This window comes from Maricaulis maris (genome assembly GCF_003634045.1).
In the GTDB taxonomy this organism is placed as follows: Bacteria; Pseudomonadota; Alphaproteobacteria; order Caulobacterales; family Maricaulaceae; genus Maricaulis; species Maricaulis maris.
The window spans coordinates 522,803-545,720 of sequence record NZ_RBIM01000003.1 but is presented as its reverse complement, the minus strand read 5'-3'; the positions used below and the strand labels follow the sequence as shown (position 1 = coordinate 545,720).

Sequence of the window (22,918 nt, the reverse complement as noted above, 5' to 3'; positions counted from 1 at the left end):
TGCGGGGCGGCAGGGCCGCGATAGGTGGAGAGGTACGGGTTTCGCTGGAATTCGATAATTGCCATAATCTTCACCTCAATGTTTCGCTCGGGTGAATTATGGATCGCTTTCTCCTGCTCACTACCTTTCGCCGCGTCGTCGAGCTGGACGGGTTCGCAGCGGCTGCCCGCGACCTTGGCCTGTCCAATGCGTCGGTCTCGAAACATGTCGCGCAGCTGGAATCGCATCTCGGCGTCGCCCTGTTGGTCCGGACGACCCGGCGGTTGAGCCTGACCGATGCCGGCCGCGACTATTACCGCAATGCCGTCCACATACTCGACACGCTGACCGAAGCCGACGATCAGGCAGGTCTGGCGGGCGTGGCGCCGCGCGGACGGATCCGGATGACGGCGCCCATGTCGCTGGGATTGGCGGACCTGACCGACCGGCTGGTGGATTTTCGCGAGCGACATCCGGAAATCACGCTTGATGTCCTGCTCGATGACCGCCAGGTCGACCTTGTCGAACACGGACTCGACCTGGCCATTCGCGGTGCCGGACCGTTGGCCGATTCCTCGCTGCGCGGACGCCGGCTGACGCCCATGGATCGCTGGCTTGTGGCATCGCCGCGCTATCTCGAGACCCGCGGGACGCCGACCTCGCCCGATCAGCTCACCGACCATGCCTGCCTCGCCTACAGCCATGCCGCCGAGCCGGATGTCTGGCGTTTCCGCCGGGACGGGGCCGAGGTCGAAGTGGGATTTAGCGGCCCGATGCGGATCAGTAATTCAATCGCCATCGTGACGGCATTGGTCCGCGGTCAGGGGATGGCGCTCGTTCCGGCTTTCCTGGTGGAACGGGAATTGGTGGCCGGGCAGTTGGCGCGCGTACTGGACAGGTGGGAGAGCGAGCCGCGATCACTGCACGTGCTCTATCCGGGGCATCGGGAGCATTCGGCCCGTGTCCGGGCCCTGATCGATTTTCTGGTCGCGACCTATCGTGAACGCCCGCTGGGACGCGACTAGAGCACCACTTCCAGCCAGGGCAGTTCGCGGCCCTTGAAGACATCGCTCGGCCGCATGGCGACGCGGCGGGCGCCCATGTGGATGTAGGCGGCTTCGGCGTTGGGGTCGGAGAGGATGGTCATGACCGTTTCGCCGCGGGCCTTGAGCTTGGCCTTGGCGTCCTCGAACAGGTCGCGGCCAACGCCCTTGCCGATGGCAGCAGGGGTAATGAACAAGAGGTCGAGCGTGCCATGATGGCCGCCGGGATCGATCTGGCAGACACCCAGCGGGGTGCCGTCATCAAGCTCGGCGACGGTGGTGTGGCCGGCTTCAATGTCCTCGGCCGTCACTTTCAGATAGGGCGCGACCTCGGCCATGAAGACCTCGTCATAACCCCAATGCGCCTTTGATTGCAGGCACAGCTCGGAGAGCGCGTCTTCCTCACCGGGGCGAGCTGGGCGGAGGCGGACAGGGCTCACCGACCGCTCCGGTCACGCCGATGGCGGGTTGTCGATGGCACCGTGGCATTGCTTGTATTTCTTGCCGGAACCGCACGGGCAGGGCGCATTGCGGGCGACCCGGCCCCAGGTTTCCGGCTTGTTGGCGTTGACCGGCGTCGAGACCCGGCGCTGGGTCGGCGCAATACGCGGCGCGACCGGTCCATCGCCCGGATCCGCCATCTCATTGCGGCCGGTGCGCGGATCGATATGGGTGGCGGTCAGGCCTTCCGGTTCCTTTGGCGGCGCCGGTGCGCGTTCGAAGCGGATCAGCATCAGCTGCCGGGTCACTTCGCCGCGCAGATTGTCCATCATGCGCTCGAACAGGTTGAAGGCCTCGGTCTTGAACTCATTGAGCGGATTGCGCTGGGCGTAGGAACGCAGGCCGATCATCGAGCGCATGGCGTCGAGATTTTGCAGGTGTTCGCGCCAATTGATGTCGATGGCCTGCAGCAGGATGGATTTCTCGATCCGGCGCATCAGGTCCGGACCGGCATTGGCGGCCTTCTCGGCATAGGCCTTGTCGGCGGCGGCGGAGACGCGTTCGAGGATTTCCTCGTCGGCAATGCCCTCTTCCTCGGCCCAGGCTTCGACCGGCAGGTCGAGCCCGAATTCGCTCTGCAGCTGCTCCTTGAGGCCGGCAATATCCCACTGGTCGGCATAGGCCTTGGGCGGGATATGGGCGGTCACCAGGTCTTCCGCCGTGGACTGGCGCATGTCCTTGATGACTTCGGCAACATCGTCGGAGAGCATGAAGTCGATGCGCTGTTCGAACACCGCCTTGCGCTGGTCATTCATCACGTCATCGTATTTGAGGACGTTCTTGCGGATGTCGAAATTGCGCTGCTCGACCTTGCGCTGCGAGGTCTCCAGCGCCTTGGACATCCAAGGATGCTGGATCGCCTCGCCTTCCTTCATGCCCAGCGTGCGCATAATGGTGTCGAGGCGTTCCGGGGCGAAGATGCGCAGCAAATCATCCTGCACAGAGATGAAGAATTTCGAGCGGCCCGGATCACCCTGGCGACCGGTCCGGCCGCGCAGCTGGTTGTCGATGCGGCGGCTTTCATGGCGCTCGGTGGCGAGCACATACAGCCCGCCGGCATCGAGTGCGTGGCGCTTCTTCTCGGCGATGTCGGCCTTGATGGCGTCCATCTCGCGATCAATCTCGGTCTGGGTCGGGGTTTTGCCGGCCGCTTCCTGCTCGGCTTTCCAGGCATCCAGGCGCATGTCGGGATTGCCGCCAAGCTGGATGTCGGTGCCGCGACCGGCCATGTTGGTGGCGATTGTCACCGCACCCGGCACACCGGCCTGGGCGACGATGAAGGCTTCCTGCTCGTGATAGCGCGCATTGAGGACCTGGTGCTCGAGCGGGATCAGTTTGAGCATTTCTGGCAGGGTGCGCTCGACCGGGCGGGCTGATTTCTCGAACTCGGCCTTGGCCGCCTCGTCCTTGGGATAAAGATGGCCCAGCATCTTCTTGAACAGGGCCTTGTCGCTCATCAGCCGGTCGATGACTTCCGACTTTTCGATCGAGGCCGTGCCGACCAGGACCGGCTGGCCGCGCTCCTGGCAATCGACGATTTCGTCGATGATGGCGGCGTATTTCTCTTCCAGCGTGCGGTAGACTTCGTCTTCCTCGTCGATCCGGGCGATCGGCTTGTTGGTCGGGATCTCGACCACGGCCAATTTGTAGATGTCGAAGAATTCGTCGGCCTCGGTGAGCGCCGTACCGGTCATGCCGGCGAGCTTGTCGTAGAGGCGGAAATAATTCTGGAAAGTGACCGAGGCGAGGGTCTGGTTTTCCGGCTGGATCTCGGTGCCTTCCTTGGCCTCGATCGCCTGGTGCAGGCCATCGGACAGGCGGCGGCCCGGCATCATGCGGCCGGTGAATTCATCGATCAGGACAACCGCATTGTCCTTGATGATGTAATCCTTGTCGCGCACGAAGATCTTGTGCGCCTTGAGGGCCTGGTTGACGTGGTGGACGACCTGGATGTTCTCGACGTCATAGAGGTCGCCTTCAGCGAGGAGTTCGCGCTCGTGCAACAGGCGCTCGATTTCCTCGTTTCCTTCTTCTGTCAGAAGGATGGTGCGGGCCTTCTCGTCGATCTCGTAGCATTCCTCGCCCATCAGCGGGATCAGCTCGTTGATCGTCTTGTAGAATTCGGTGCGATCCTCGGTCCGGCCGGAGATGATCAGCGGGGTGCGCGCCTCATCGATCAGGATCGAGTCGACCTCATCGACGATGGCAAAGCCGTGACCGCGTTGCACCATCTCCTCGGTCGAGTATTTCATGTTGTCGCGCAGATAGTCGAAGCCGAGCTCGTTATTCGTCGCGTAGGTGATGTCGCAGGCATAGGCCGCACGGCGTTCCGGATCGGTCATGCCGTGGGCGACGACGCCGGTGGTCATGCCCAGCTGGGCAAAGACCCGGCCCATCCATTCGCTGTCGCGGGTGGCGAGGTAGTCATTGACCGTGACCACGTGCACGCCCTTGCCGGGCAGCGCGTTGAGATAGCAGGGCAGGGTGGCGACGAGGGTCTTGCCCTCACCGGTCTTCATCTCGGCGATCGAGCCTTCGTGCAGCACCATGCCGCCCATCAGCTGGACGTCATAAGGGCGCAGACCGAGCGCGCGCTTGGCCGCTTCACGGACAGCGGCGAAGGCCTCGGGCAGGAGGTTGTCGAGTTTCTCGCCGTTTTCCAGACGGGCTCGGAATTCGACCGTCTTCGCTTTCAGCGCGTCGTCGGAGAGCGCTTCGAACTCCGGCTCCAGTGCAGTGATTTTTTCGACCGCGGGCCGCAGACGGCGGACTTTGCGATCATTTTCGGTTCCGAAGAGCTTGCGGGCAATGGAGAGCATGTGGATCAGGCTTTGCGAACTACTGGGCAGCTGGCGTCCGGCGCCCAGGTTTCGTTCCGTTCGCCGGGGACGACAGCATTGCTTTGAAACGTCAGGGTGACTTAAGGATGAGGGGTGTAACTGTCAATCAAGCCGCGCGGCAACTCTGCCCCGCGCCTTTTACAGATGAGGCGCTACAGGTGTCTGTTTTCAGGCTCTTTTGCATTTTTGTGCTGACTGCAACTTGCGCCGCCTGCGGCCCGGAACCGCGGCGCACGGTGGAGGATTTCGACTCAGGCGCTGCGGTCCTTGCGCTGGATGAGGCTGATCCCGTCGTGGCGCGGGTCGAGGGCACGATGATCCGGCGCTCGGATGTCGAACGCGAAGCGCTGGCCCAGCAGGGTGATTCGACCGCTGTTCCGCCAGCCATGGGGTCGGAGAAATTTGACCGGGTGCTCGAGGAATTGATCGATCAGCGTCTGCTGGCCCTCGAAGCCCGCCGCCGCGACCTGCACCAGTCCGAGGAGGCCCGTCGCCGGCTTGCCCTGGCCGAGGAACGCATTCTTGGCAATGTCCTGGTCGAGACCGCGCTGGCCGACGCCGTGACCGATGAAACCATCCAGCGCATTTATGAGGAGCAGATCCGCCTCATCCCGCTCGGCGAAGAGGTGCGTGCCCGCCACATCCTGGTGCAGACGCGAGACGAGGCGGTGGCGATCAAGGCCCTGCTCGACGAAGGCCGGGATTTTGCCGAGCTCGCCGTCGCCATGAGCGAGGACCAGGCGACCCGGCTTGAGGGCGGGGATCTGGGATATTTCTCGCGTGAGGGTATTTTGCCCGCTTTCGGTGCCGTCGCTTTCGCGACGCCGGAAGGTGTGGTGTCCGAGCCCTTCCAGTCCGAGTTCGGCTGGCACATCCTGACCGTGGTCGACCGCCGCCGTCAGCCGCCGCCTTCGCTGGAGGCGCTGCGACCCAACATTATCCGCTTTTACACGTTCGACCAGTTGGAGGCCCTGATCGAAGGGCTGCGGTCAGAGGCCGAAATCGAGCGGGCCGACCTGTCGCTCGCGCTTGCGCCGCCGGACGAGGCTGGTGAAGAGGGGGTGGTGTCGCCGGAGCCTGAAGAAAGCCTCAATTCCGACGAACCCGGATAGGCTGGAATTAACCGCCTTTCTGCACAGGTCCTTAAGGGAGATGTGGAAGTATGACGGCTCGTAGCCCCAAACCGGTGCTCTATGTTGCCGCATGTGCCTTGCTGGATGCCGATGGTCGCATCCTCATCGCCAAGCGGCCCGAGGGCAAATCAATGGCGGGGCTTTGGGAATTCCCGGGCGGCAAGATCGAGCCGGGAGAGACGCCGGAGCAGGCTGTGGTTCGCGAATTGCGGGAAGAGCTGAGCGTTGAACCGTGTGAGCGGTGCCTGCACCCGTTTGCCTTCGTTTCGCACCCCTATGACGACTTCCATATCGTCATGCCCTTCTTCCTCTGCCGCACCTGGGACGGGTTCCCGCAGCCCAATGAGGGCCAGGAACTGGCCTGGGTTCGCAAGGAAAGACTGCGCGACTACCCGATGCCTGCCGCCGATTTGCCCTTGGCGGCCGAATTGAGGGATCGTCTCTAGATGCGCGCGCTTGTGTCCCGATATTGTCGCGATGAGCGTGGTGGCACGGCGATCGAATACGCCTTCATTGCGGTCGTGGTGTCGACGATGCTGATCGGCGCCTTTTCGCTTCTCACTCCCGCCTTGATCGGCGTGTGGGACACGATCTCCGCGGTTTTCTAGCCGCGCGCCGGTAGCGGTCAGCGACCGGCTTTTTCACCCAGTGATCTTTCGCGTGTCCCGAGGGCGTCGGCGAGCCTGTGTGTGGCCGAGCCGGGCCGTTTCGGCTTGGGCTGGTCGGGATGGGGAGCCCATCCGGCGGCGTGGACAATCTCAAAGCTCGCCCTGATGCGTCCGTCCGGGTCGGCAAAACGGTCCGCATAGATCTGGCCGGCCCGGGCAAACAGGGCGCGGCTCGCCGGGTTGCGCGGCCGATCCGCCAACACCGAGGTTTCTCCCATGCCACGTAAATCCGCCATCAGTGCGAAGATGTGGTCATACCGCACGGTCACCCGGTCAATATCCGCAACCGGCATGGCAAAGCCGGCGCGTTGCAGCAGGGCCGCCATGTCGAAGGTTCCCGCGAGTGGCGAGACGCGCGCTGAAACTCCGCCGGTGAGCTCGCCCTCGGCGGCCATCAGGCTTTGCCGCAATTCGGTCAGGGTCGCACCGCCGGGCAGGGCGCAGGCAAAGAAACCATCCGGCTTGAGGGCATGATTGATCTGGACCAGGGCGCCGGGCAGATCATTGGTCCAGTGCAGACCCCAGGGCGCCAGAACCAGATCGAGACTTTCCGGGGCAAAGGGCAGGTACTCCTCGTCGAGGGCGAGAGCCGGGGCGTCGAGGCGGGTCGTGATGCGTGGCGACAGGTCGGCGCGGCACAGCCATTTCACCTTGGTCCGCAGCACGGCGGCAGTATCGGCAGCAAGCAGGCCCGGGCCGCCGCCCAGAATTGCAGCGCGGTCGAAATCACGGGTCACGCTGGCGACCCGGTCGACCATGTCGTCAAATGATCGTTGCGCGAGAAAGTTGTATTCTGTCATTGTGCGCGCCGACCGGTCGCGGCGGCGTCGCAGCAGGTTGCGGTCAAACAGGGCGGGCGGCGTGTTGGCTGTCATCCTGCGGATATGCCCCCTGGCCGGCGGTCGGAAAAGGGGCCGCACGCAGGAAAAGCAGGTTGGACCATCACGGTGGCGCGGATCGAGCGGACGGAGGGGAGGGCAGGCGTGCGGGAAACAGGATGGCAGTTAATCGGGCGACGACTGGCTGACCTGGCCTGGCCGCCGGTCTGCCCGATGACCGGCCGGACGGTCGACCGGGTTGGCCATCTGGCACCGGATCTGTGGCGACGGTTGAATTTTCTCGACGCGCCCTGGTGTGACACGTGCGGTTGGCCCTTTCCCTATCCGGGTGGTGGCGGCGCCGCGTCCCTGTCGGTGTGTGCCGGCTGTATCGCCAATCCACCGCGTTATGACCGGGCCCGCGCGCCCTTGGCCTATGACGGGGTGGCCAGTCCGCTGGTGGTCGGTTTCAAGCATGGCAGCCGACGCGAGATGATCGACCAGTTCGGGCGCTGGATGGCGCGGGCCGGGGCGGATTGTCTTGAGGGCGCCGATGCGCTGGTGCCGGTGCCCCTGCACTGGCGCCGACTGATCGCCCGCCGCTACAACCAGTCGGCGCTGTTGTGCCGGGCCCTGTCCTCACTGACCGGATTGCCGATATGGACCGACCTCCTGGTCCGGCAACGTCCGACCCCCAGCCAGGCGGGACGCACCGCCCGCATGCGACGCCGCAACATGGCCGCGGCTTTCGCGGTGACCGACCCGTCGCGGCTTGCCGGCCGGCATCTGGTCCTGGTCGATGATGTGGTTACCACGGGCGCGACTGTGACAGCTTGCACCCGGCAGCTGAAACGCGCCGGTGCCGCCTCGGTCCGGGTTGTGGCATTGTGCCGAGTTGTACGCGAAACCGATCCCACTATCTAAGACGGATCATCCGGAGTGAATTCATGGCCGACATAACCATCTACACCCGTCCGATGTGCGGATATTGCGCGCGTGCGGTGTCCTTGCTCAAGCAGAAGGGCGTCAAGTTTGACGAGATCGATGCCGGTTTCGACCAGGCCAAGCGTCAGGAAATGATCCAGCGTTCGAACGGCGGTCGCACCTTCCCCCAGATCTTCATCGGCGACATGCATGTCGGTGGCTGTGATGACCTGATGGCGCTTGAGCGCGGCAACAAGCTCGACGCCCTGCTGCAGGCCTGATCCGGCATGGAGGTCGCCCTCATCCAGATGCGCTCGGGCATCGACCCGGCGGAAAACCTGGCCACGGCCTGTGCGCTGATCCGTGCCGCCGCGGCTGACGGCGCGACCTTCATCGCCACGCCCGAGACCACGCATCTGGTGCAAAAAGACGCCGACGCCGCTTTCGCCGTGATGTGCACGCCTGACGATGATCCGGCGATACCGGCATTCGCGGCGCTGGCGAAGGAGCTGGGTGTCTGGCTACTGATCGGCTCGCTCGCAGTCCGCATTGCCGAGCGCCGGGCTGCCAATCGCAGCTTCCTCTTCGCTCCGACCGGCGCGATCGCAGCGACCTATGACAAGGCCCACATGTTCAATGTCGGGCTGGGCCAGGGCGAGACCTATCGCGAGAGCGACAATTACGAAGCCGGGGACCGGCTTGTCGTGCAAGACATTGACGGCGCGAAGCTCGGCCTGTCGATCTGCTATGATGTTCGCTTCGCCTATCTTTATCGCCGCTTGGCGCAGGCCGGTGCCGAGGTCCTGACCGTGCCGGCCGCCTTCACCAAGCCGACCGGACGCGCCCATTGGGACGTGCTGCTGCGGGCGCGCGCCATCGAGACCGGCAGCTATGTGCTCGCCCCGGCCCAGGGCGGGCAGCATGCCGATGGCCGCAAGACCTGGGGGCATTCGATCATCATCGGTCCCTGGGGCGAGACGGTTGCCGAACTCGATCATGACAATCCCGGCCTGTTGCGCGCCCGGCTCGACCTGCGCAAGGTCGCCGAAGCCCGCCAGCGCATTCCGGCGCTGCAGCATGACCGCGCCCTGAGCGGGCCGCTCTGACAGGTCGCCCATGATCCGCTACGCCCTTCTTTGTGACGACGACCATTCGTTCGAGGCCTGGTTCTCGGACTCCGCCGGTTTCGACGATCAGTGCGCCCGTGGTCTTGTCGAGTGTCCGCACTGTGGCTCGACGCAGGTGAGAAAGGCGCTGGCCGCGCCGGCGGTTGCCACCGCGCGCAAGCGGGAGGCGACAAGCGAGCACCGCATGGCCGAGATGGCGTCGAAGGTGAAGGCTCATATCCGCAAGAATTATGACTATGTCGGCACGGATTTCGCCAGTGAGGCCAGGGCCATGCATGACGGCGACAAGCCGGCGCGGCTGATCTATGGAGAAGCGTCACCGTCCGACACGAAAGCGTTGAGCGATGACGGGGTTCCGGTCTCCCCGCTCCCGGACGCGCTGGCGCCGACCCCGCCCAAAAAGGCGAATTAATCCGGATCGCCGGACCAGCCGTTTTCGATGGCAGCGGCTTCGGCCTCGGCATCGAGGGTTTCGCCGGCAATGCGGGCATCGACCGCCTCCAGCAGGATGGTCGGCAGCGCCGTTGACGCCGTACGGATCGGACCGTTTGACCCGGCCGGGACGGGCGCGGTCAGTTCAACCACCCAGCGACCGTCTTCGCGGCAGGCCAGCCCCGCCGTTCCACCTTGCTGGAAGGCCCGGCAATACCCGCCCGCGTCCGTGGCGAAGCTGAGCTGGACATGGGTGTCGCCTTCGCCGACAGCGCCGGCGGCCTGGCGGTCGAGCGCGGTCGCGAGCACCCCGCCGGCCAGCAGCCGGTCGCCTTCAAAATGCAGCGGGGCCGGCTCCGTCAGCCCAAAGCGGCTGCCGATCAACACCCCGATGACGAGGCTGGCAGCGATCGCGCCATAGGCCTGCCAGGCGGGGCGCGAGGGGCGGTCACCGGTCGGGCGTTGGAAGGGCAGGACGGTCTCGCTGTCCGGCGCCGTGTCGCGATCTGCCTGCCGCACGGCGGCGATCAGGTGATCGGGCACGGCCTCTTCGGCAATCGGCTGATAGGTCTCTCGGACGGCCTGGTCACTCAGCTGCAGCCGCTCCAGGCGGTCGGTCAGCGCCGGGTCGGCGTCGATCGCGACGGCGATGCGCTCCATCTCCGCCTCGTCCAACTCCCCGTCGAGGAAGGCGATCAGGGTTTCATCATCAATCATCATGTCCTGCCTCCACACTGTCGGGATTGAGTTGGGCTTCCAGCGCCTTGCGGCCACGCGCGAGCCGGCTGGTCAGCGTCCCCATCGGCACGTCGAGCACATTGGACGCTTCCTTGTAGGACAGGCCCTCAACGAGGACGAGCCCAACCGCGATGCGCTGGTCGTCGGGCAGGGTGGCCATGGCACGCTCGACCGACATGGCGCGTATCCGCTTGTCGAAATCGGGGTCCTCGGCGCCGACGCTCTCGCCGGCCTCCGGCGGGGCGAGGTGTCGACCCTGACGCTGACGGCGGCGGGTTTCATCGATCCAGGCGTTTTTCATGATGCGATACATCCAGCTGTCCAGGCGCGTTCCGTCCTGCCATTGATCCAGGCGGGTCAGGGCGCGCTCCACGGTTAGCTGGACGAGGTCATCGGCATCGGCGGCATCGCGTGACAGCGAGCGCGCAAACCGCCGCATGCGCGGCAGATATTCGATCATCTCGTTTTCGAGCCGGGCGGATCGCTTACCCATTCCCACTCCATCAACGTCTGGAAGAAAGTGTTTCTTCCATGCGTTATACTCCGGAGCAAGCAGGAGGGGGCAATCAGGAGGATTGTGATGTCGATGCGCGCAACAGGACTGATCATGCTGCTCGTCAGCCTGACCGTGTCAGGGATGGCACGGGCACAATTGCCGGTCGGCCTGCCCGACCTGCCGGTCACCGACCGTTTGCGTGACCGCCTGCCCGACACGCTCGATCGGGCCGTCGAGGATCTCGAAGATGTCAGACAGGACACGCTCGATCGCTTGCTGCGCCGAAACCGCGATGTGCTCGAACGCGGTCCGGACCGCTCGGTGATCCTGCGCGACCAGATCACCACGCTGGTCTCGGATGAGGCCGCGCTGGCGAGTCTGCTGGATGCCGGCTTCGGCATCATCCGGCAACGACAGCTCGGGGGGCTGCCGATGCGGGTCTATGTCTTGCGTGTGCCCGTCGGTCTCTCGACCGTGCGCGCCCTGGCGCTGGCCCGGCAGATTGATCCGGCGGGCGTGCATGATTTCAACCATCTTTATTCCCGGTCCGGCATTGCGGCGCAGCCACCGGGCATGACGCGCCGCCCGCCCGGCGGCCTCCGGGTCGGTCTGGTCGATACCGGGGTAGCGGCCGGACATCCGGCACTGGCGGCCGTCCGCGTCGAAGCCCGCGCCTTTCACGACGGGGTCTATGAGGCCGCGCCGCATGGCACGGCGGTGGCGTCTCTGATGGTCGGCCGTGCCGACGACACGCTGTATGCGGCTGACATTTACGGCAGCGGTCCGACCGGCGGTTCGCTGGAGGCGCTGCTGGAAGCCCTGGGCTGGATGGCCGAGGTCGAGGTCGGGGTGATCAATGTCTCGCTGGTCGGCCCGGACAATGCCCTGCTGCGTTCTGTCATCGCGATGCTGGTCGAGCGCGGGCATGTGGTGGTCGCGGCGGTCGGCAATGACGGGCCGCGGGCCGATCCGCTGTTTCCGGCTGCCTATCCCGGAGTGATCGGGGTGACGGGGGTCGATCAACGCGGCCGTGTCCTGCCCGAGGCTTGCCGCGGTGAGCATGTGGATTTCGCTGTTCAGGGGCGTGACCTGCCGGTGGCAGCCTTGCCGGACGGGGTGGACGAGGTTCGCGGAACCTCCTTTGCAGCCCCGCAAATCGCGGCCTTGATCGCGGCCGGGCATGACCGGCCACAGGCCGGTGCCATGAACGCAGCGATGACGATGCTCACGGCCCGGGCCGAAGATGCAGGCCGACCCGGCAGGGACACAGTCTATGGCGTTGGAGTGATCCGCCGGACCCCCGCTCTGACCGCTGTCCGCACCGAATAAGTCCGGCGTTGGAATAAATCCGGGGCCGCGGTCGTTCTCTCCCTGACAGCCTGCTTTCGGGCGGGCCAATCAAGGGAGACTGATGATGAAAACCCTCACTGTTTCAACCCTCGTTCTGATCGTTGCCACAGCCGGCGCCCAGGCGCAGCTGGGCGGTGTGACGGAAACCGCCGGGTCGGTCCGCCAGAGCACTGAGCTTGGTCTCGACCCGACGCTCGATTCGGCCGATGTTCGGGGTGTTGGCAATGGTCTGTCGCGGATCGACCAGATGCGCGCCGACCGGGCCCGCCGGGCGGCCCGTCGTGCCAGCCAAGCCGCCGAAGATGCGGCACCGCAGGCGTCGGCTTCAGCACAGGCCGGGGCCGAAGCCTCCGCCGCCGCCGTGGCCGATACGTCTGCCGAACGGGTTGTTGGTGCCAGCGCGGCAGCCGATGCGCACGCAGCCGCCGACGCTGCGGTTCAACCGGGTACGACGCCGAGCCTGCCGCAACGGGTCGAGCCGGCTGTTCGCGACCGCGTTGGTGAAGCGCGTGCCCGCATCGAGACGACCTCGTTGCCGGCACCGCAATCGGGCGCCGTGGTTCGGGCTGATATTCCGGAAACCCCGGACGTGTCGGTCGAAACACCGGCGCCGCGTGTTGCGGTCTCAACACCGGCGCCCGCCGTGCGCCAGAGCCGCACGGTCTATGTTGCACCAGCGCCGGCGCCCCTGCCGTCGCGCTCGACCCGGGTCGAGACGCGTACCGAAATCGTTCGCGAGACGACCGGCGCCCGGTCGGTTGATCCGGCACCGGCAAACCGTCCGGACGCGCCTGGTCCCGTGCGCCGTGTCGCCGGTGCGGCGGTTGAGCACGGTCTGCCGCTGTGTATCGCGGCCCTGCTGATCCTTGGCCTGATCCTCGCCGCCCGTGAGCTGACCCGCCCGCGCGGCCGGTCCGCATGAGGAAATTTGCAGCGGCATGGAAGAAAGTCCGGTGCCGCTGCGTTGTCCAGATATCCACCGCGTTCTTGAAGGAGGATCCAATGTTGAACCTGAAACAAATTGCCGTCCTGACGGCCCTTGGCACGGCAGCCGCTTCGGCGCCTGCCGCGCTGGCCCAGTCGAGCTGGAGCTTCGGCTACAGCCAGGGCCAATCGGCCAGCCGGGATTATCACGCGAGCTATTACGAGCATGGCTATGACCGGCACGAGTTTCGCTATTATCGCGAGGCTTGCCAGCCGCAGCGTCGCGGTGGTCTGGGCCTGGGTTTGAGCCTTGGCGGAGCGCCCGTCCTGTCGGCTTCCGTCGGCAGCCGCTGGACCGAGTGTGATCGCGGTCAGTTCAGCTATGCGCAATACGAGGCCTTCGACCAGCGCCGGGCCGCCTATTGGCACAATCCGGACAGTGGTCGCCGCGGTGTCGTCCGGCCGGAGCGTCATTATCGTCGCCACGGCCAGGAATGCGCCTCGGGTCATGCGGAAGTCTATGAACGTGATGGTGACTACCAGCGTTTCGATTTCGAAAGCTGCCGTGACGGCTCCGGCCACTGGCGCTTCGAAGGCCGCAGCGGGCGCTAGTCCCCTGTCCGCTGCGGGGCCCCGGGCGGCGCCAGCGTCAACGCTGGCGCCGCTTTTTTTTTGCGTCAGCCTGCCGGCTTTTCCGCCACCATCATGTAGTTCACCGCGGTGTCGTCACCGAGTGAAAACTGGTCGGTAAGCGGATTGTAGCTGACCCCGACAGGTGCCTGCAGGTTCATCCCGCCTTCCCGGAGGGCGGCGCGGATCTGGGCCGGTTTGACCAGTTTGTGGAAACGGTGCGTGCCGCGCGGCAACCAGCCCATCACCCATTCGGCGCCGACAATCGCCAGGGCGAAGGCTTTCGACGTCCGGTTGATCGTGGCGCAGACCATCAGCCCGCCGGGCTTCACCAAACGGGCGCAATCGACCAGGAATGTGTGCGGATTGGCGACATGCTCCATGACTTCCAGGTTCAACACAACGTCGAACAACGGTTCATCCTGTTCGATCAGCTGTTCGGCCACACCGTGGCGATAGTCGATGGCAAGACCTTGTTCGTCGGCATGGACGCTGGCGGTCTTGATATTGGCTTCGGCGGCATCAACGCCGGTGACCGATGCGCCGAGACGGGCCATCGGTTCGCAGACCAGGCCGCCGCCGCAGCCGATATCGAGAATGCGCAGACCGGTCAGGGGCTTGTCACCGGACAGGCCGAAATGCTCGCAGATCGTGTCCCGGATGAAGCCGAGCCGGATCGGGTTGAACTTGTGCAACGGTTTGAACTTGCTGTCCGGGTCCCACCATTCGGCGGCGATGCGTGAGAATTTCTCGACCTCTTCCGGATCGATCGAGGGACGGTTCAGCGTCTGCGGAGCGGCAGCGGTGGTCATGCTTTTCTCCTCGCGGGGGAAACCGCGTCTGATTGCGTTCAGGCGTTGCGTGCGGACGGCTTCGCGCTTACCTAACCGCCAGCGTGGCGCCCCGCTTCAGCCCTAATATGGCCCCAACGGTGCGCCTAATCGAGACCGGTGCGACGTTATGCTCGCCACCGGCTCACAGGGGAAGCGCAAGGGACAGGCAGCATGACGCGAGTCGTGGCGAAATTTGGCGGCACCTCGGTCGGAACGGTCGAGCGCATCCGGCACGCGGCCGGATTGGTTGCTGATGCGGCGTCACGCGGTGAAACCATGACCGTCGTGGTCTCTGCCATGGCCGGTGAAACCGACCGTATCCTGGGCCTCGCCGACGCTTTCGGCAGCGGGCTGGGCGATCGCGAGACCGATGTGGCCCTGGCAGCCGGTGAGCAGGTCTCGTCGGCGCTGATGGCACTGGCCCTGCGTGAACGCGGCCTGAAAGCGCAATCCTTCCTGGGCTGGCAATTGCCGGTGATTACCGACGGTCCGCCTGGCGCATCGCGCATCGCCGGCCTGGACGCGGCGGTGCTGGAGGCTGCCATCGCGGCCGGCATCATCCCGGTCGTGGCCGGTTTTCAAGGCATCACCGAGACCGGCGACGTGCGCACGCTGGGGCGGGGCGGGACGGATCTTTCAGCGGCGGCGCTGGCGGCGGCACTCAATGCTCGCTGCGATATCTACACCGATGTCGACGGCGTCTACACCACCGATCCGCGTATCGAGCCGGGCGCCAAACGGCTCGATGCAATCAGTCATGACGAGATGCTGGAACTGGCAGCCCAGGGCGCCAAGGTCCTGCAGACCCGCTCGGTCGAATTCGCCAAGGCGCGGTCTGTGCCGATGCGTGTGTTATCGTCCTTCCTCGAAGCCGGAAAAAGCCAGGGCACCGACGTGGTGGCCGAGAATGATATCGCGGAACGCCGCCTGGTGTCCGGCGTTGCCTATGCCAGGGATCAGGCCCGGATCGCCTTGCATGGCGCCTCCAACCGGTCCGACATGGCGGCCCGCTGCTTCGCGCGGCTGGCGGAGGCCGAGGTCGGGGTCGACATGATCGTACAGGCCCATGCCCGCCAGCCCGGCATGGTGGCCCTGGAATTTTCCGTCGCTCACCGTGATCTTGATCGCGCGCAGGCGGCGTTGGAAGAGGCCATGACCGGCGTGCGGATCTCGACCGAGACCGGATTGGCAAAAGTATCGGTGGTGGGCGCCGGCCTGCGTCAACGCGCCGATGTCGCCCGCTCGCTGTTTGCGGTGCTGGGCGATCACGATATCACGGTGAAGGTCCTCGCCACGTCCGAGATCAAGATCTCGGCGCTGATCGAGAATGATGCGGTCGAGCGCGCTGTGCGGGCCTTGCATGCGGCCTATGGTTTGGATCAGGTGTAGGCATGGAAGACATGACGACAAAACCGGCCCGGGATCCCCGCAATCTCCTCAAGCGCATGCGTCTGCTCATGGCGGTGCAGGAGAATGCGCAGGCGCGTCTCGATCACCTCACCGCGCTGATCGCGGAAGAGGCCGGCTGGGATGTCTGCTCGATCTATCTGTCGCGCCAGTCCAACGCGCTGGAATTGTGTGCGACCTACGGCCTGAAGCGCGAGGCCGTGCATTCGGTCCGCCTGCAGCCGGGCGAAGGTCTTGTCGGCCTGGTGGCGCGCCGGGCGCGGCCGCTGGCGACCTCCAATGCACGGGCTCACCCGTCCTTCTCCTACAAGCCGGAAACCGGTGAGGAACCGTTCGACACCTTTGTCGGCGTGCCGATCCTGCGCGGCGGTCGCATGGTCGGTGTGCTGACGGCCCAGACCTCGGTCGAGCGCCAGGTTGCCGGTGACGAGATCGAGACCTTGCAGACGGTCGCCATGGTGCTGGCCGAAATTGTTGCCTCCGGCGACATTCTCGATTCCGAGGAAATGGCCGGCCTTGATGTCCGTCAGTCACGCCCCGAACGCTTCCAGGGCGGGGCCTATTCCGGCGGTGTGGCGCAGGGCGTGGCCGTCCTGTTCGAGCCGCATGTTGAATCGACGCGCCTGATTGCCGACGATCCGGCGAGCGAGGAAAAACGTCTTGATGCGGCGATCACCTCGCTGCGCAGCTCGATCGACGAAATGCTGGAAGGCGGTCGCATTCCCTTTGGCGGGCCGACGCGCGATGTGTTGCAGGCCTATCGCATGTTCGCCCATGATCGGGGTTGGCTGGAACGCTTGCTGGAAGCGGTGCGCCGCGGCCTGACCGCTGAAGCCGCCGTTGAACGGGTCCGAAACGAAAACCGCGCCCGTCTGATGAAGGCGTCCGATCCGCTCTTTCGCGAGCGGTTGCACGATCTGGAAGATCTCGCCAATCGGCTCCTGCGTCATCTCGACGGTGTCGGCGCAGCGCTGGAACTGCCGGACAATGCCATCATCATCGCCCGCAATATCGGCCCGGCCGAACTGCTGGATTTTGATCGGACCAAGCTCAAGGGTATCGCCCTGGAGGAAGGCTCGGCGTCCTCGCACGCGGCCATTGTTGCCAAAGCGTTGGGCATTCCGCTGGTCGGCCGCCTGGAGGGTGCGCTCGATCGGGCCGAGAATGGCGACCCGGTCATCCTGGACGGTGAGTTCGGTGTACTCCATATCCGACCCGAGCAGGATGTGGTCGAGACTTACGAGGTTCGGGTCGCGGCGCTGTCGGAGCGACGCCTGTCCTATGCCGAGCTGCGCGGCCCGTCGGTGACGGCCGATGGCCAGCGGATCGGACTGCACATGAATGCCGGCCTGCTGATCGAGCTGACCGCCCTGGACGAGACCGGCGCCGACGGGGTCGGCCTGTTCCGCACCGAATTCCAGTTCATGGTTGCCGAGACCCTGCCGCGCCTGTCGGCCCAGGCGGCGGTCTACAAATCGGTGCTCGATGCCTCGGGCGACAAGCCGGTCATTTTCCGCACGCTCGATCTGGGCGGTGACAAGGTGGCGCCCTTTGCCCCCTCGACCATCGAACCCAATCCGGCGCTGGGCTGGCGGGCCATCCGGATGGGCCTCGATCGTCCCGGCCTGCTGCGCTATCAGCTGCGCGCCCTGATCCTGGCGGCGGCCGGTCGACCGTTGAATGTCATGTTCCCGATGATCGCGGCGCCGTGGGAGGCGCGGGCGGCGCGGGAGATGCTCAACAAGGAATTGCGGCACGCGACGCAATCGGGCCATGACCTGCCGTCCGAGGTTCGCTGCGGCATCATGCTGGAAACCCCGGGCATGGCTTGGGCGCTGCAGTATGCGCTCGACGATGTCGACTTCGTTTCGGTCGGTGCCAATGATTTGATGCAGTATTTTTACGCGGCGGATCGACAGAATACGCGTGTCTCGGAACGGTACGATGTGCTCGCTCCGGCTGCCCTGAACCTGCTCAAACATGTCCGCGACCTGTGCGCTAAACACGATACGCCGGTCTCGGTCTGCGGTGAAATTGCCGCCAAACCGCTCGAGGCTGCAGTCCTGATCGGGCTTGGTTATCAAAGTCTTTCCATGGCATCGGGCAATATCGGACCGATCAAGAAACTCGTCTCCGGACTCGATGCCGGCAAACTTGGCACCTGGCTTGCGAAGCATCTCGACAAGCCCGTGGACAGCCTGCGTCCCCTCCTCATCGAGGCGGGAGAAAACGCCGGACTGCCTCGCGAGGCCATTGAAAATGGACGTGGGATTTGATCTTATGGCGCCGCGTTAAGGATTTTTCCTTTTCAGACGCGTTGTGAGTGACGATCGCTCCGGCAAGGATGAGCGGCGGTATGGTGATGGTGAGTCAGACGCCCAGTGCGGACTTTGTTCCCGTTGACGCGGTCTATTCCGATGACGGCGTCGGATACGTCCACTTGTCTGCCGGTGAACGCTTGCGCGACGCCCGCCAGAAACTTCATCTCACCCTGTCACAGGCAGCCGAGCGCACCCGCGTCCGTGCCGACTATCTCGAAGCGCTGGAAACCATGGATCCGCGTGGCCTGCCGGCGCGGGCCTATGCGATCGGCTATCTGCGCACCTATGCCAATTTCCTGCACCTTGATGCCAGCGGTATGGTCGACCAGTTCAAGCGCGAGGTCGATACCGAGACCGGGCGTGCCCAGCCGACTGCCGCGACCAAGACGCGCGAGCCGATCAAGCTGCCGCGCGGCGCCTTTGGCGCTCTGTTGATCCTTGCCGCGGTGGCCGGCGCAGCCTGGTGGTATTCCGAGGAATTTGCCGGTGGCGGCGCCCTGACCAATATGCCTTCGCCGCCGGATGCGGCGCCGGACTGGGCGCGGGCCGATTTCGAAACCGGCCGTGTTGCGGTCAATGTTGATGATATCTGGACCGATCTGCCACTTGGTGACGCTGCGGCGGCCTCCGGGCAGGTCGTGATGCGGGCCGTCCTGCCGACCTGGCTGGAAGTGCGCGATGCATCCGGTCGCATCCTGTTTTCGCGGGAGCTTGCGGTCGGCGAGGTTTATCGGGCACTGGAACCGGGCCTTACCGTCTCGGCGGCCAATGCCGGCGCCATCGAGATCGAACGCGATGGCGAGAGGGTCGGCCTGCTGGGGGATGCCGGCATGCCGGTGGAAAATCTGCCGGTGATGGCTGAGGCTGATGTGGACGACGTCCAGCCGCAGTAATTTGCCGCACCCCGGTCGCGCAGCCGCCACAGACTCGCTATATCCACTCCATATTCCCGGCGTGCCGTTACAGGGCGATGCCGTGACGGGAGAGTGTCGATGTCGCAAACCAGCTCCGATCCGCGCAGCGTCCGCCCCTGGCGGATGATCGAGCGCCGCAAGAGCCGCAAGATCATGGTCGGTCCGCTCGAGGTTGGCGGCGATGCCCCGATCAGCGTCCAGACCATGACCAACACGCCGACCTCTGATGCCGGTGCCACGATCGACCAGATCCGGCGCTGTGAAGAGGCGGGTGTCGATCTGGTGCGGGTCTCCTGTCCGGACGAGGATTCGACGGCGGCTTTCAAGACGATCGCCAAGGCCGCCAATGTGCCGCTGATCGCTGACATCCACTTTCACTACAAACGTGGCATCGAGGCGGCCGAGGCGGGCGCCGCCTGCCTGCGTATCAATCCGGGCAATATCGGTTCGATGGACCGGGTTCGCGATGTCGTCCAGGCGGCCCGTGACCATGGCTGTGCCATCCGCGTCGGCGTCAATGCCGGCTCACTGGAGCGCCACCTGCTGGAAAAATACGGCGAACCCTGTCCCGAGGCGATGGTCGAGAGCGCGCTGGACCATGCCCGCATTCTCGATGACCTCGATTTTCGCGACTACAAGATTTCGGTGAAGGCCTCCGATCCTTTTCTCACCGTGGCGGCCTACCAGTCCCTGTCGGAAGCCACCGATGCGCCGCTGCATCTGGGCGTGACCGAGGCTGGCGGCACGCGGATTGGCACGGTGAAATCCTCGATCGGCATCGGTTCGATGTTGTGGGCCGGGATCGGTGACACGATCCGGGTCTCGCTGTCGGCGGAACCGGAGGAAGAGGTCAAGGTCGGTTTCGACATCCTCAAATCGCTCGGCCTGCGGACCCGCGGTGTCAATATCATCGCCTGCCCGTCCTGCGCCCGTCAGGGTTTTGACGTCATCCGCACGGTCGAGACGCTGGAAGCCCGTCTGGCGCATATTTCGGAACCGATCTCCCTGTCGATCATTGGATGTGTGGTGAACGGTCCCGGCGAGGCCCTGATGACCGATCTTGGCTTTACCGGCGGCGGCGCCGGGCGCGGCAAGATGTATGTGTCCGGCCGTCCCGACCACAATGTCTCCAATGAGGAGATGGTCGAGCATATTGTTGACATGGTTGAAACGCGTGCCGCGGAATTGCGGGCGGAACGTGACAGTGTGGAAGCCGCCGAGTAATCAGTGGCGGTGACAGTTGGGGGAGTGGAATGTGACGGGATTGGCGGTTTACGGACTGAAGAATTGCGACAGCTGCAAGAAGGCTGTCCAGGCCTTGGACGAAGCCGGTCTGGGGCATCAGTTCAATGATATTCGCGAGGATGTCGACCTGGTCGTGAAAGTGCCGGATTGGCTTGATGCCGTTGGCGCCAAGGCGCTGATGAATACGCGTTCCACAACCTGGCGCAACATGTCCGAGGAAGACCGCGAGATCGCGGTCGAGGATCCCGCCGGCGTGTTGATTGCCCATCCCACCCTGATCAAGCGTCCGGTGATCGAAGCAGGCACACTTGTGACAGTCGGCTGGTCTGCTGACAGCCTGAATGGTTTGCTGGCCGGCGCCGCGGAATGAATGCGGCGTTGAAAGCGCGCTGCGACCTCGATCTCGGCTTTCCCTTTCATCATGATGGCGATCCGGCCGACCGCCTGGAAGCGGTCGCCCGCTGGATGCGCAGCGAAGGTCTGGGGCCGGAAGCCTATCTGACCGGCGACAGCGTGGCGCGCCTGGAAGCACGCATGGCCGAGCTCTTGGGCAAGCCGGCGGCGGCTTGGTTCCCGACCGGCACGATGGCGCAGGGCGTCGCGGCACGGCTGCATTGCGCGGCCAGTGACGACGCCCGACTCGCCCTGCACCCAACCTCACACCTGGCCCTGCACGAGGAAGAGGGTCACATCCATTTGCATGGCCTGACTCCGCTTGAAATCGGCGATTGGTCGCGGCCCTTGCGGGCTGATGATCTGCCGGCGGTGGCGGGTTGCGCCTTTGTTGAACTGCCGCAGCGTCATAATGGCGGTGCCCTGCCGGACTGGGACGGGCTGGTCGCGCTCAAGGCCCGCGCCGCCTCTGCGGGTATTCCGCTGCACATGGATGGGGCCCGGATCTGGGGTCTGCCTTCGGCTTGGCCGGGGCGTGACTGGCCGGAAATCTGCGATGGTTTCGCCTCGGTCTATGTCTCCTTCTACAAGGATCTCGGCGCTTCCGGCGGGGCGGTGCTTGCTGGCGACAGCGACTTCATCGACGCCGCGAAAACCTGGCTGGCGCGGATGGGCGGCCGCCTGGTTTCGGCTTGGCCGATGGTGCCCGACGCCCTGCGGGCGCTGGATCTCCGCCTCGGCAAGCTGCCGGCCTTTGTCGAGCGCGCCCGGGAAATCGCCGCAGGCGTTGGCGAGGTGGATGGGCTGAGCCTCACGCCGAACCCGCCGCTGGTGAACATGATGCATGTCCGCCTCGATTGTGATGTCACAGCCGCCGAAGCGGCGCGTGATGCGGCCGCCGAGGCGACCGGTGTCTGGCTCGGCAACCGTTTCTGGCATTTCGAGAGGGATCCTGTCCCGGCGCTTGAAATCACCATTGGTGAGCGCGCCCATGACGCCGATCCGGCCCGCATCATCGCCGCGATCCGGGTCATGGCGGCGCATGTTTGCCAGGCTCAGTCGACCAGCGCGTAGAGGGTCAGCCGCAGCGCCATCGCTTCGCCGTTGCGGATCAGGTCGAGGTCGAGCGTGGTCGGTGGCTCGCCTTCGAGATCGCAGCTGCGTGTGCGCATCTCGTTGCCGTTGAAATGAGTGATGAAATCGCCGGTTTCGACCCCGGCATCCGATGCCGGTGAATTGGCGATCACGGTGGCGACGCGCATGCCGTCATCCTCGGGCACCAGGACCAGGCCGTGCGTGACCATGGGTTCAAACGTGATCGGCACGGACGGGTCATTGCGCAGCACCTGCACCCGTTCGCGGCGCTGGTCGAAGGTCCAGCTGAAATGCCGCATCACCGCGCCGCCGATCAATTCGGTCTCGGGTGTGGACTGGATAACCGGTTGTTCCAGCTCATGATCACCGATCCGCAAACCTCCGCTCATCCGCGCGGAAGACCGGGGTTCGACGACCGAGAACCGGACCGAGGCGCCGGTTGCGCGCGGCGGTTCAACCGTGTCGTAGCGCGCGATATTGCGCAGGACGACCGAACTCAGCGCCGCGCCGCTGTCGATCAGCAGCCGCCGTCGCTCGCCGCCGGGAAAACCGACCGGGATCCAGGGGCGCATATCGGGGCCGTCAGCGTCGAAAATGGTGACATTGTCCGGCCGCGGCAATTCGCCGGAAACCACTCGCATCTCGCTGGCGGCATAGTCGAGTGTCAGCAAGACGTCCTCGAAGGCGTCGAATTCCAGGATGCCGTCAATCTCCCGGCCCAGCGCGATCGACAGGTGGTCGAGATCGCGGACCCGTGCCCGCAAGCCATTCAGGCGCAGGGTGCCGGTCGTGACCTCGCCGAAACTGGCGCGGACACCGCTCGCCAGTCGCTGCCCCGACACGCGCTCGAGACTGTCGGGATCGACATAACTAGCCGAGGCGCCGGTGTCGTAGAGGAACCAGAGTGTCCGCGCTTCGGTCGTCTCGCCATCGCGTACCGCCAGCGTCACCGGCACAAAGAAATAGCCGCGGCACATCTGCGATGGCAGCACGATCGGCGTCGTGATCTGGGCCTGTGCCTTGCCGACTACCAGCAGCGCGACTATCAGGGCTGCGACCTGTTTCATGCTTGCCTCCAGACGATGGGCCGGCAGGATAAGGCCTGCT

The 22,918-nt window shown here is 65.0% G+C and carries 24 protein-coding genes; 17 read left to right on the top strand and 7 right to left on the bottom strand.

The features are described from left to right. Nucleotides 1-98: 98 nt before the first annotated feature. Nucleotides 99-1,004, top strand: coding sequence for a LysR family transcriptional regulator (locus tag C7435_RS08540; protein WP_121210850.1), 906 nt, complete (start codon nucleotides 99-101; stop codon nucleotides 1,002-1,004). Here C7435_RS08540 and C7435_RS08535 read toward each other — a convergent pair. Beyond that, the gene (locus tag C7435_RS08535; protein WP_147422660.1) at nucleotides 1,001-1,462 is read right to left on the bottom strand and encodes a GNAT family N-acetyltransferase; all 462 of its coding nucleotides are present in this window, start codon (nucleotides 1,460-1,462) and stop codon (nucleotides 1,001-1,003) included. The genes C7435_RS08540 and C7435_RS08535 overlap by 4 nt on opposite strands. Nucleotides 1,463-1,474: 12 nt before the next feature. After that, nucleotides 1,475-4,342, bottom strand: a complete 2,868-nt coding sequence (secA, locus tag C7435_RS08530; RefSeq protein WP_121210847.1) for a preprotein translocase subunit SecA — start codon at nucleotides 4,340-4,342, stop codon at nucleotides 1,475-1,477. 257 nt (nucleotides 4,343-4,599) lie between these two features. Between secA and C7435_RS08525 the strand changes: the two genes are divergently transcribed. The 3 genes from C7435_RS08525 to C7435_RS08515 are packed head-to-tail and all read left to right on the top strand — an operon-like array spanning nucleotide 4,600 to nucleotide 6,104. Continuing rightward, nucleotides 4,600-5,475, top strand: coding sequence for a peptidylprolyl isomerase (locus tag C7435_RS08525; protein ID WP_170150402.1), 876 nt, complete (start codon nucleotides 4,600-4,602; stop codon nucleotides 5,473-5,475). A gap of 50 nt (nucleotides 5,476-5,525) precedes the next feature. Further along, nucleotides 5,526-5,942 (top strand): 8-oxo-dGTP diphosphatase MutT, encoded by a 417-nt coding sequence (gene mutT / locus C7435_RS08520; protein WP_075189391.1) that lies wholly within the window; start codon nucleotides 5,526-5,528, stop codon nucleotides 5,940-5,942. Continuing rightward, nucleotides 5,943-6,104: a Flp family type IVb pilin gene (locus C7435_RS08515; protein ID WP_121210843.1), complete on the top strand. Its 162-nt coding sequence runs from the start codon at nucleotides 5,943-5,945 to the stop codon at nucleotides 6,102-6,104. A gap of 17 nt (nucleotides 6,105-6,121) precedes the next feature. On the opposite strand, the gene C7435_RS08510 is transcribed toward C7435_RS08515, so the two are convergent. Beyond that, nucleotides 6,122-7,039, bottom strand: a complete 918-nt coding sequence (locus tag C7435_RS08510) for a methyltransferase domain-containing protein (protein ID WP_121210842.1) — start codon at nucleotides 7,037-7,039, stop codon at nucleotides 6,122-6,124. Nucleotides 7,040-7,147: 108 nt separating this feature from the next. Here C7435_RS08510 and C7435_RS08505 point away from each other — a divergent pair, with 108 nt between their 5' ends. The 4 genes from C7435_RS08505 to C7435_RS08490 are packed head-to-tail and all read left to right on the top strand — an operon-like array spanning nucleotide 7,148 to nucleotide 9,445. Beyond that, nucleotides 7,148-7,906: a ComF family protein gene (locus C7435_RS08505; RefSeq protein WP_170150401.1), complete on the top strand. Its 759-nt coding sequence runs from the start codon at nucleotides 7,148-7,150 to the stop codon at nucleotides 7,904-7,906. Nucleotides 7,907-7,929: 23 nt separating this feature from the next. Beyond that, complete coding sequence (gene grxC, locus C7435_RS08500) at nucleotides 7,930-8,187, top strand: glutaredoxin 3 (RefSeq protein ID WP_121210838.1); 258 nt, start codon at nucleotides 7,930-7,932, stop codon at nucleotides 8,185-8,187. A 6-nt stretch (nucleotides 8,188-8,193) separates the two neighbouring features. Next, a complete protein-coding gene (locus C7435_RS08495) occupies nucleotides 8,194-9,012 on the top strand; it encodes a carbon-nitrogen hydrolase family protein (protein WP_121210836.1) in 819 nt (272 codons plus the stop codon). 10 nt (nucleotides 9,013-9,022) lie between these two features. Further along, nucleotides 9,023-9,445: a DUF1178 family protein gene (locus C7435_RS08490; protein WP_121210834.1), complete on the top strand. Its 423-nt coding sequence runs from the start codon at nucleotides 9,023-9,025 to the stop codon at nucleotides 9,443-9,445. Here C7435_RS08490 and C7435_RS08485 read toward each other — a convergent pair. Then, nucleotides 9,442-10,185: an anti-sigma factor family protein gene (locus C7435_RS08485; protein WP_147422659.1), complete on the bottom strand. Its 744-nt coding sequence runs from the start codon at nucleotides 10,183-10,185 to the stop codon at nucleotides 9,442-9,444. The two genes, C7435_RS08490 and C7435_RS08485, sit on opposite strands and share 4 nt — an antisense overlap. Beyond that, nucleotides 10,175-10,696, bottom strand: coding sequence for an RNA polymerase sigma factor (locus C7435_RS08480; RefSeq protein ID WP_075189384.1), 522 nt, complete (start codon nucleotides 10,694-10,696; stop codon nucleotides 10,175-10,177). The genes C7435_RS08485 and C7435_RS08480 overlap by 11 nt, the downstream gene beginning before the upstream one ends. Nucleotides 10,697-10,783: 87 nt before the next feature. Between C7435_RS08480 and C7435_RS08475 the strand changes: the two genes are divergently transcribed. From C7435_RS08475 to C7435_RS08465, 3 genes are all read left to right on the top strand, one after another. After that, entirely contained in the window at nucleotides 10,784-12,028 is a 1,245-nt protein-coding gene (locus tag C7435_RS08475; protein WP_083635016.1) for a S8 family serine peptidase, read from the top strand. Nucleotides 12,029-12,110: 82 nt separating this feature from the next. Continuing rightward, entirely contained in the window at nucleotides 12,111-12,971 is an 861-nt protein-coding gene (locus C7435_RS08470) for a hypothetical protein (RefSeq protein WP_075189383.1), read from the top strand. Between the two features lie 80 nt (nucleotides 12,972-13,051). Then, the gene (locus C7435_RS08465) at nucleotides 13,052-13,585 is read left to right on the top strand and encodes a hypothetical protein (protein ID WP_075189382.1); all 534 of its coding nucleotides are present in this window, start codon (nucleotides 13,052-13,054) and stop codon (nucleotides 13,583-13,585) included. Between the two features lie 65 nt (nucleotides 13,586-13,650). On the opposite strand, the gene ubiG is transcribed toward C7435_RS08465, so the two are convergent. Continuing rightward, nucleotides 13,651-14,415: a bifunctional 2-polyprenyl-6-hydroxyphenol methylase/3-demethylubiquinol 3-O-methyltransferase UbiG gene (gene ubiG, locus C7435_RS08460; RefSeq protein WP_121210830.1), complete on the bottom strand. Its 765-nt coding sequence runs from the start codon at nucleotides 14,413-14,415 to the stop codon at nucleotides 13,651-13,653. Between the two features lie 192 nt (nucleotides 14,416-14,607). Between ubiG and C7435_RS08455 the strand changes: the two genes are divergently transcribed. The 6 genes from C7435_RS08455 (at nucleotide 14,608) to C7435_RS08430 (ending at nucleotide 21,790) form a co-directional block, all read left to right on the top strand. Further along, nucleotides 14,608-15,825 (top strand): aspartate kinase, encoded by a 1,218-nt coding sequence (locus C7435_RS08455; RefSeq protein ID WP_121210828.1) that lies wholly within the window; start codon nucleotides 14,608-14,610, stop codon nucleotides 15,823-15,825. A gap of 2 nt (nucleotides 15,826-15,827) precedes the next feature. Then, nucleotides 15,828-18,119 (top strand): phosphoenolpyruvate--protein phosphotransferase, encoded by a 2,292-nt coding sequence (gene ptsP / locus C7435_RS08450; protein ID WP_121210827.1) that lies wholly within the window; start codon nucleotides 15,828-15,830, stop codon nucleotides 18,117-18,119. A gap of 80 nt (nucleotides 18,120-18,199) precedes the next feature. Then, entirely contained in the window at nucleotides 18,200-19,057 is an 858-nt protein-coding gene (locus C7435_RS08445) for a helix-turn-helix domain-containing protein (protein WP_170150400.1), read from the top strand. A 99-nt stretch (nucleotides 19,058-19,156) separates the two neighbouring features. Continuing rightward, the gene (gene ispG, locus C7435_RS08440; RefSeq protein ID WP_121210823.1) at nucleotides 19,157-20,302 is read left to right on the top strand and encodes a flavodoxin-dependent (E)-4-hydroxy-3-methylbut-2-enyl-diphosphate synthase; all 1,146 of its coding nucleotides are present in this window, start codon (nucleotides 19,157-19,159) and stop codon (nucleotides 20,300-20,302) included. A 31-nt stretch (nucleotides 20,303-20,333) separates the two neighbouring features. Further along, the gene (locus tag C7435_RS08435) at nucleotides 20,334-20,693 is read left to right on the top strand and encodes an ArsC/Spx/MgsR family protein (protein ID WP_121210821.1); all 360 of its coding nucleotides are present in this window, start codon (nucleotides 20,334-20,336) and stop codon (nucleotides 20,691-20,693) included. Beyond that, complete coding sequence (locus tag C7435_RS08430) at nucleotides 20,690-21,790, top strand: threonine aldolase family protein (RefSeq protein WP_121210819.1); 1,101 nt, start codon at nucleotides 20,690-20,692, stop codon at nucleotides 21,788-21,790. The genes C7435_RS08435 and C7435_RS08430 overlap by 4 nt, the downstream gene beginning before the upstream one ends. On the opposite strand, the gene C7435_RS08425 is transcribed toward C7435_RS08430, so the two are convergent. Then, nucleotides 21,772-22,878 (bottom strand): PDZ domain-containing protein, encoded by a 1,107-nt coding sequence (locus C7435_RS08425; RefSeq protein ID WP_121210817.1) that lies wholly within the window; start codon nucleotides 22,876-22,878, stop codon nucleotides 21,772-21,774. The two genes, C7435_RS08430 and C7435_RS08425, sit on opposite strands and share 19 nt — an antisense overlap. Nucleotides 22,879-22,918: the final 40 nt, after the last annotated feature.

Excerpts from the sequence above, each read along its gene's own strand:
- C7435_RS08540 (WP_121210850.1), top strand. The coding sequence starts at position 99 with ATGGATCGCTTTCTCCTGCTCACTACCTTTCGCCGCGTCGTCGAGCTG.
- secA (WP_121210847.1), bottom strand. The coding sequence starts at position 4,342 with ATGCTCTCCATTGCCCGCAAGCTCTTCGGAACCGAAAATGATCGCAAA.
- mutT (WP_075189391.1), top strand. The coding sequence starts at position 5,526 with ATGACGGCTCGTAGCCCCAAACCGGTGCTCTATGTTGCCGCATGTGCC.
- C7435_RS08515 (WP_121210843.1), top strand. The coding sequence starts at position 5,943 with ATGCGCGCGCTTGTGTCCCGATATTGTCGCGATGAGCGTGGTGGCACG.
- C7435_RS08510 (WP_121210842.1), bottom strand. The coding sequence starts at position 7,039 with ATGACAGCCAACACGCCGCCCGCCCTGTTTGACCGCAACCTGCTGCGA.
- grxC (WP_121210838.1), top strand. The coding sequence starts at position 7,930 with ATGGCCGACATAACCATCTACACCCGTCCGATGTGCGGATATTGCGCG.
- C7435_RS08495 (WP_121210836.1), top strand. The coding sequence starts at position 8,194 with ATGGAGGTCGCCCTCATCCAGATGCGCTCGGGCATCGACCCGGCGGAA.
- C7435_RS08490 (WP_121210834.1), top strand. The coding sequence starts at position 9,023 with ATGATCCGCTACGCCCTTCTTTGTGACGACGACCATTCGTTCGAGGCC.
- C7435_RS08485 (WP_147422659.1), bottom strand. The coding sequence starts at position 10,185 with ATGATGATTGATGATGAAACCCTGATCGCCTTCCTCGACGGGGAGTTG.
- C7435_RS08480 (WP_075189384.1), bottom strand. The coding sequence starts at position 10,696 with ATGGGTAAGCGATCCGCCCGGCTCGAAAACGAGATGATCGAATATCTG.
- C7435_RS08475 (WP_083635016.1), top strand. The coding sequence starts at position 10,784 with ATGTCGATGCGCGCAACAGGACTGATCATGCTGCTCGTCAGCCTGACC.
- C7435_RS08470 (WP_075189383.1), top strand. The coding sequence starts at position 12,111 with ATGATGAAAACCCTCACTGTTTCAACCCTCGTTCTGATCGTTGCCACA.
- C7435_RS08465 (WP_075189382.1), top strand. The coding sequence starts at position 13,052 with ATGTTGAACCTGAAACAAATTGCCGTCCTGACGGCCCTTGGCACGGCA.
- ubiG (WP_121210830.1), bottom strand. The coding sequence starts at position 14,415 with ATGACCACCGCTGCCGCTCCGCAGACGCTGAACCGTCCCTCGATCGAT.
- C7435_RS08455 (WP_121210828.1), top strand. The coding sequence starts at position 14,608 with ATGACGCGAGTCGTGGCGAAATTTGGCGGCACCTCGGTCGGAACGGTC.
- ptsP (WP_121210827.1), top strand. The coding sequence starts at position 15,828 with ATGGAAGACATGACGACAAAACCGGCCCGGGATCCCCGCAATCTCCTC.
- C7435_RS08445 (WP_170150400.1), top strand. The coding sequence starts at position 18,200 with ATGGTGATGGTGAGTCAGACGCCCAGTGCGGACTTTGTTCCCGTTGAC.
- ispG (WP_121210823.1), top strand. The coding sequence starts at position 19,157 with ATGTCGCAAACCAGCTCCGATCCGCGCAGCGTCCGCCCCTGGCGGATG.
- C7435_RS08430 (WP_121210819.1), top strand. The coding sequence starts at position 20,690 with ATGAATGCGGCGTTGAAAGCGCGCTGCGACCTCGATCTCGGCTTTCCC.
- C7435_RS08425 (WP_121210817.1), bottom strand. The coding sequence starts at position 22,878 with ATGAAACAGGTCGCAGCCCTGATAGTCGCGCTGCTGGTAGTCGGCAAG.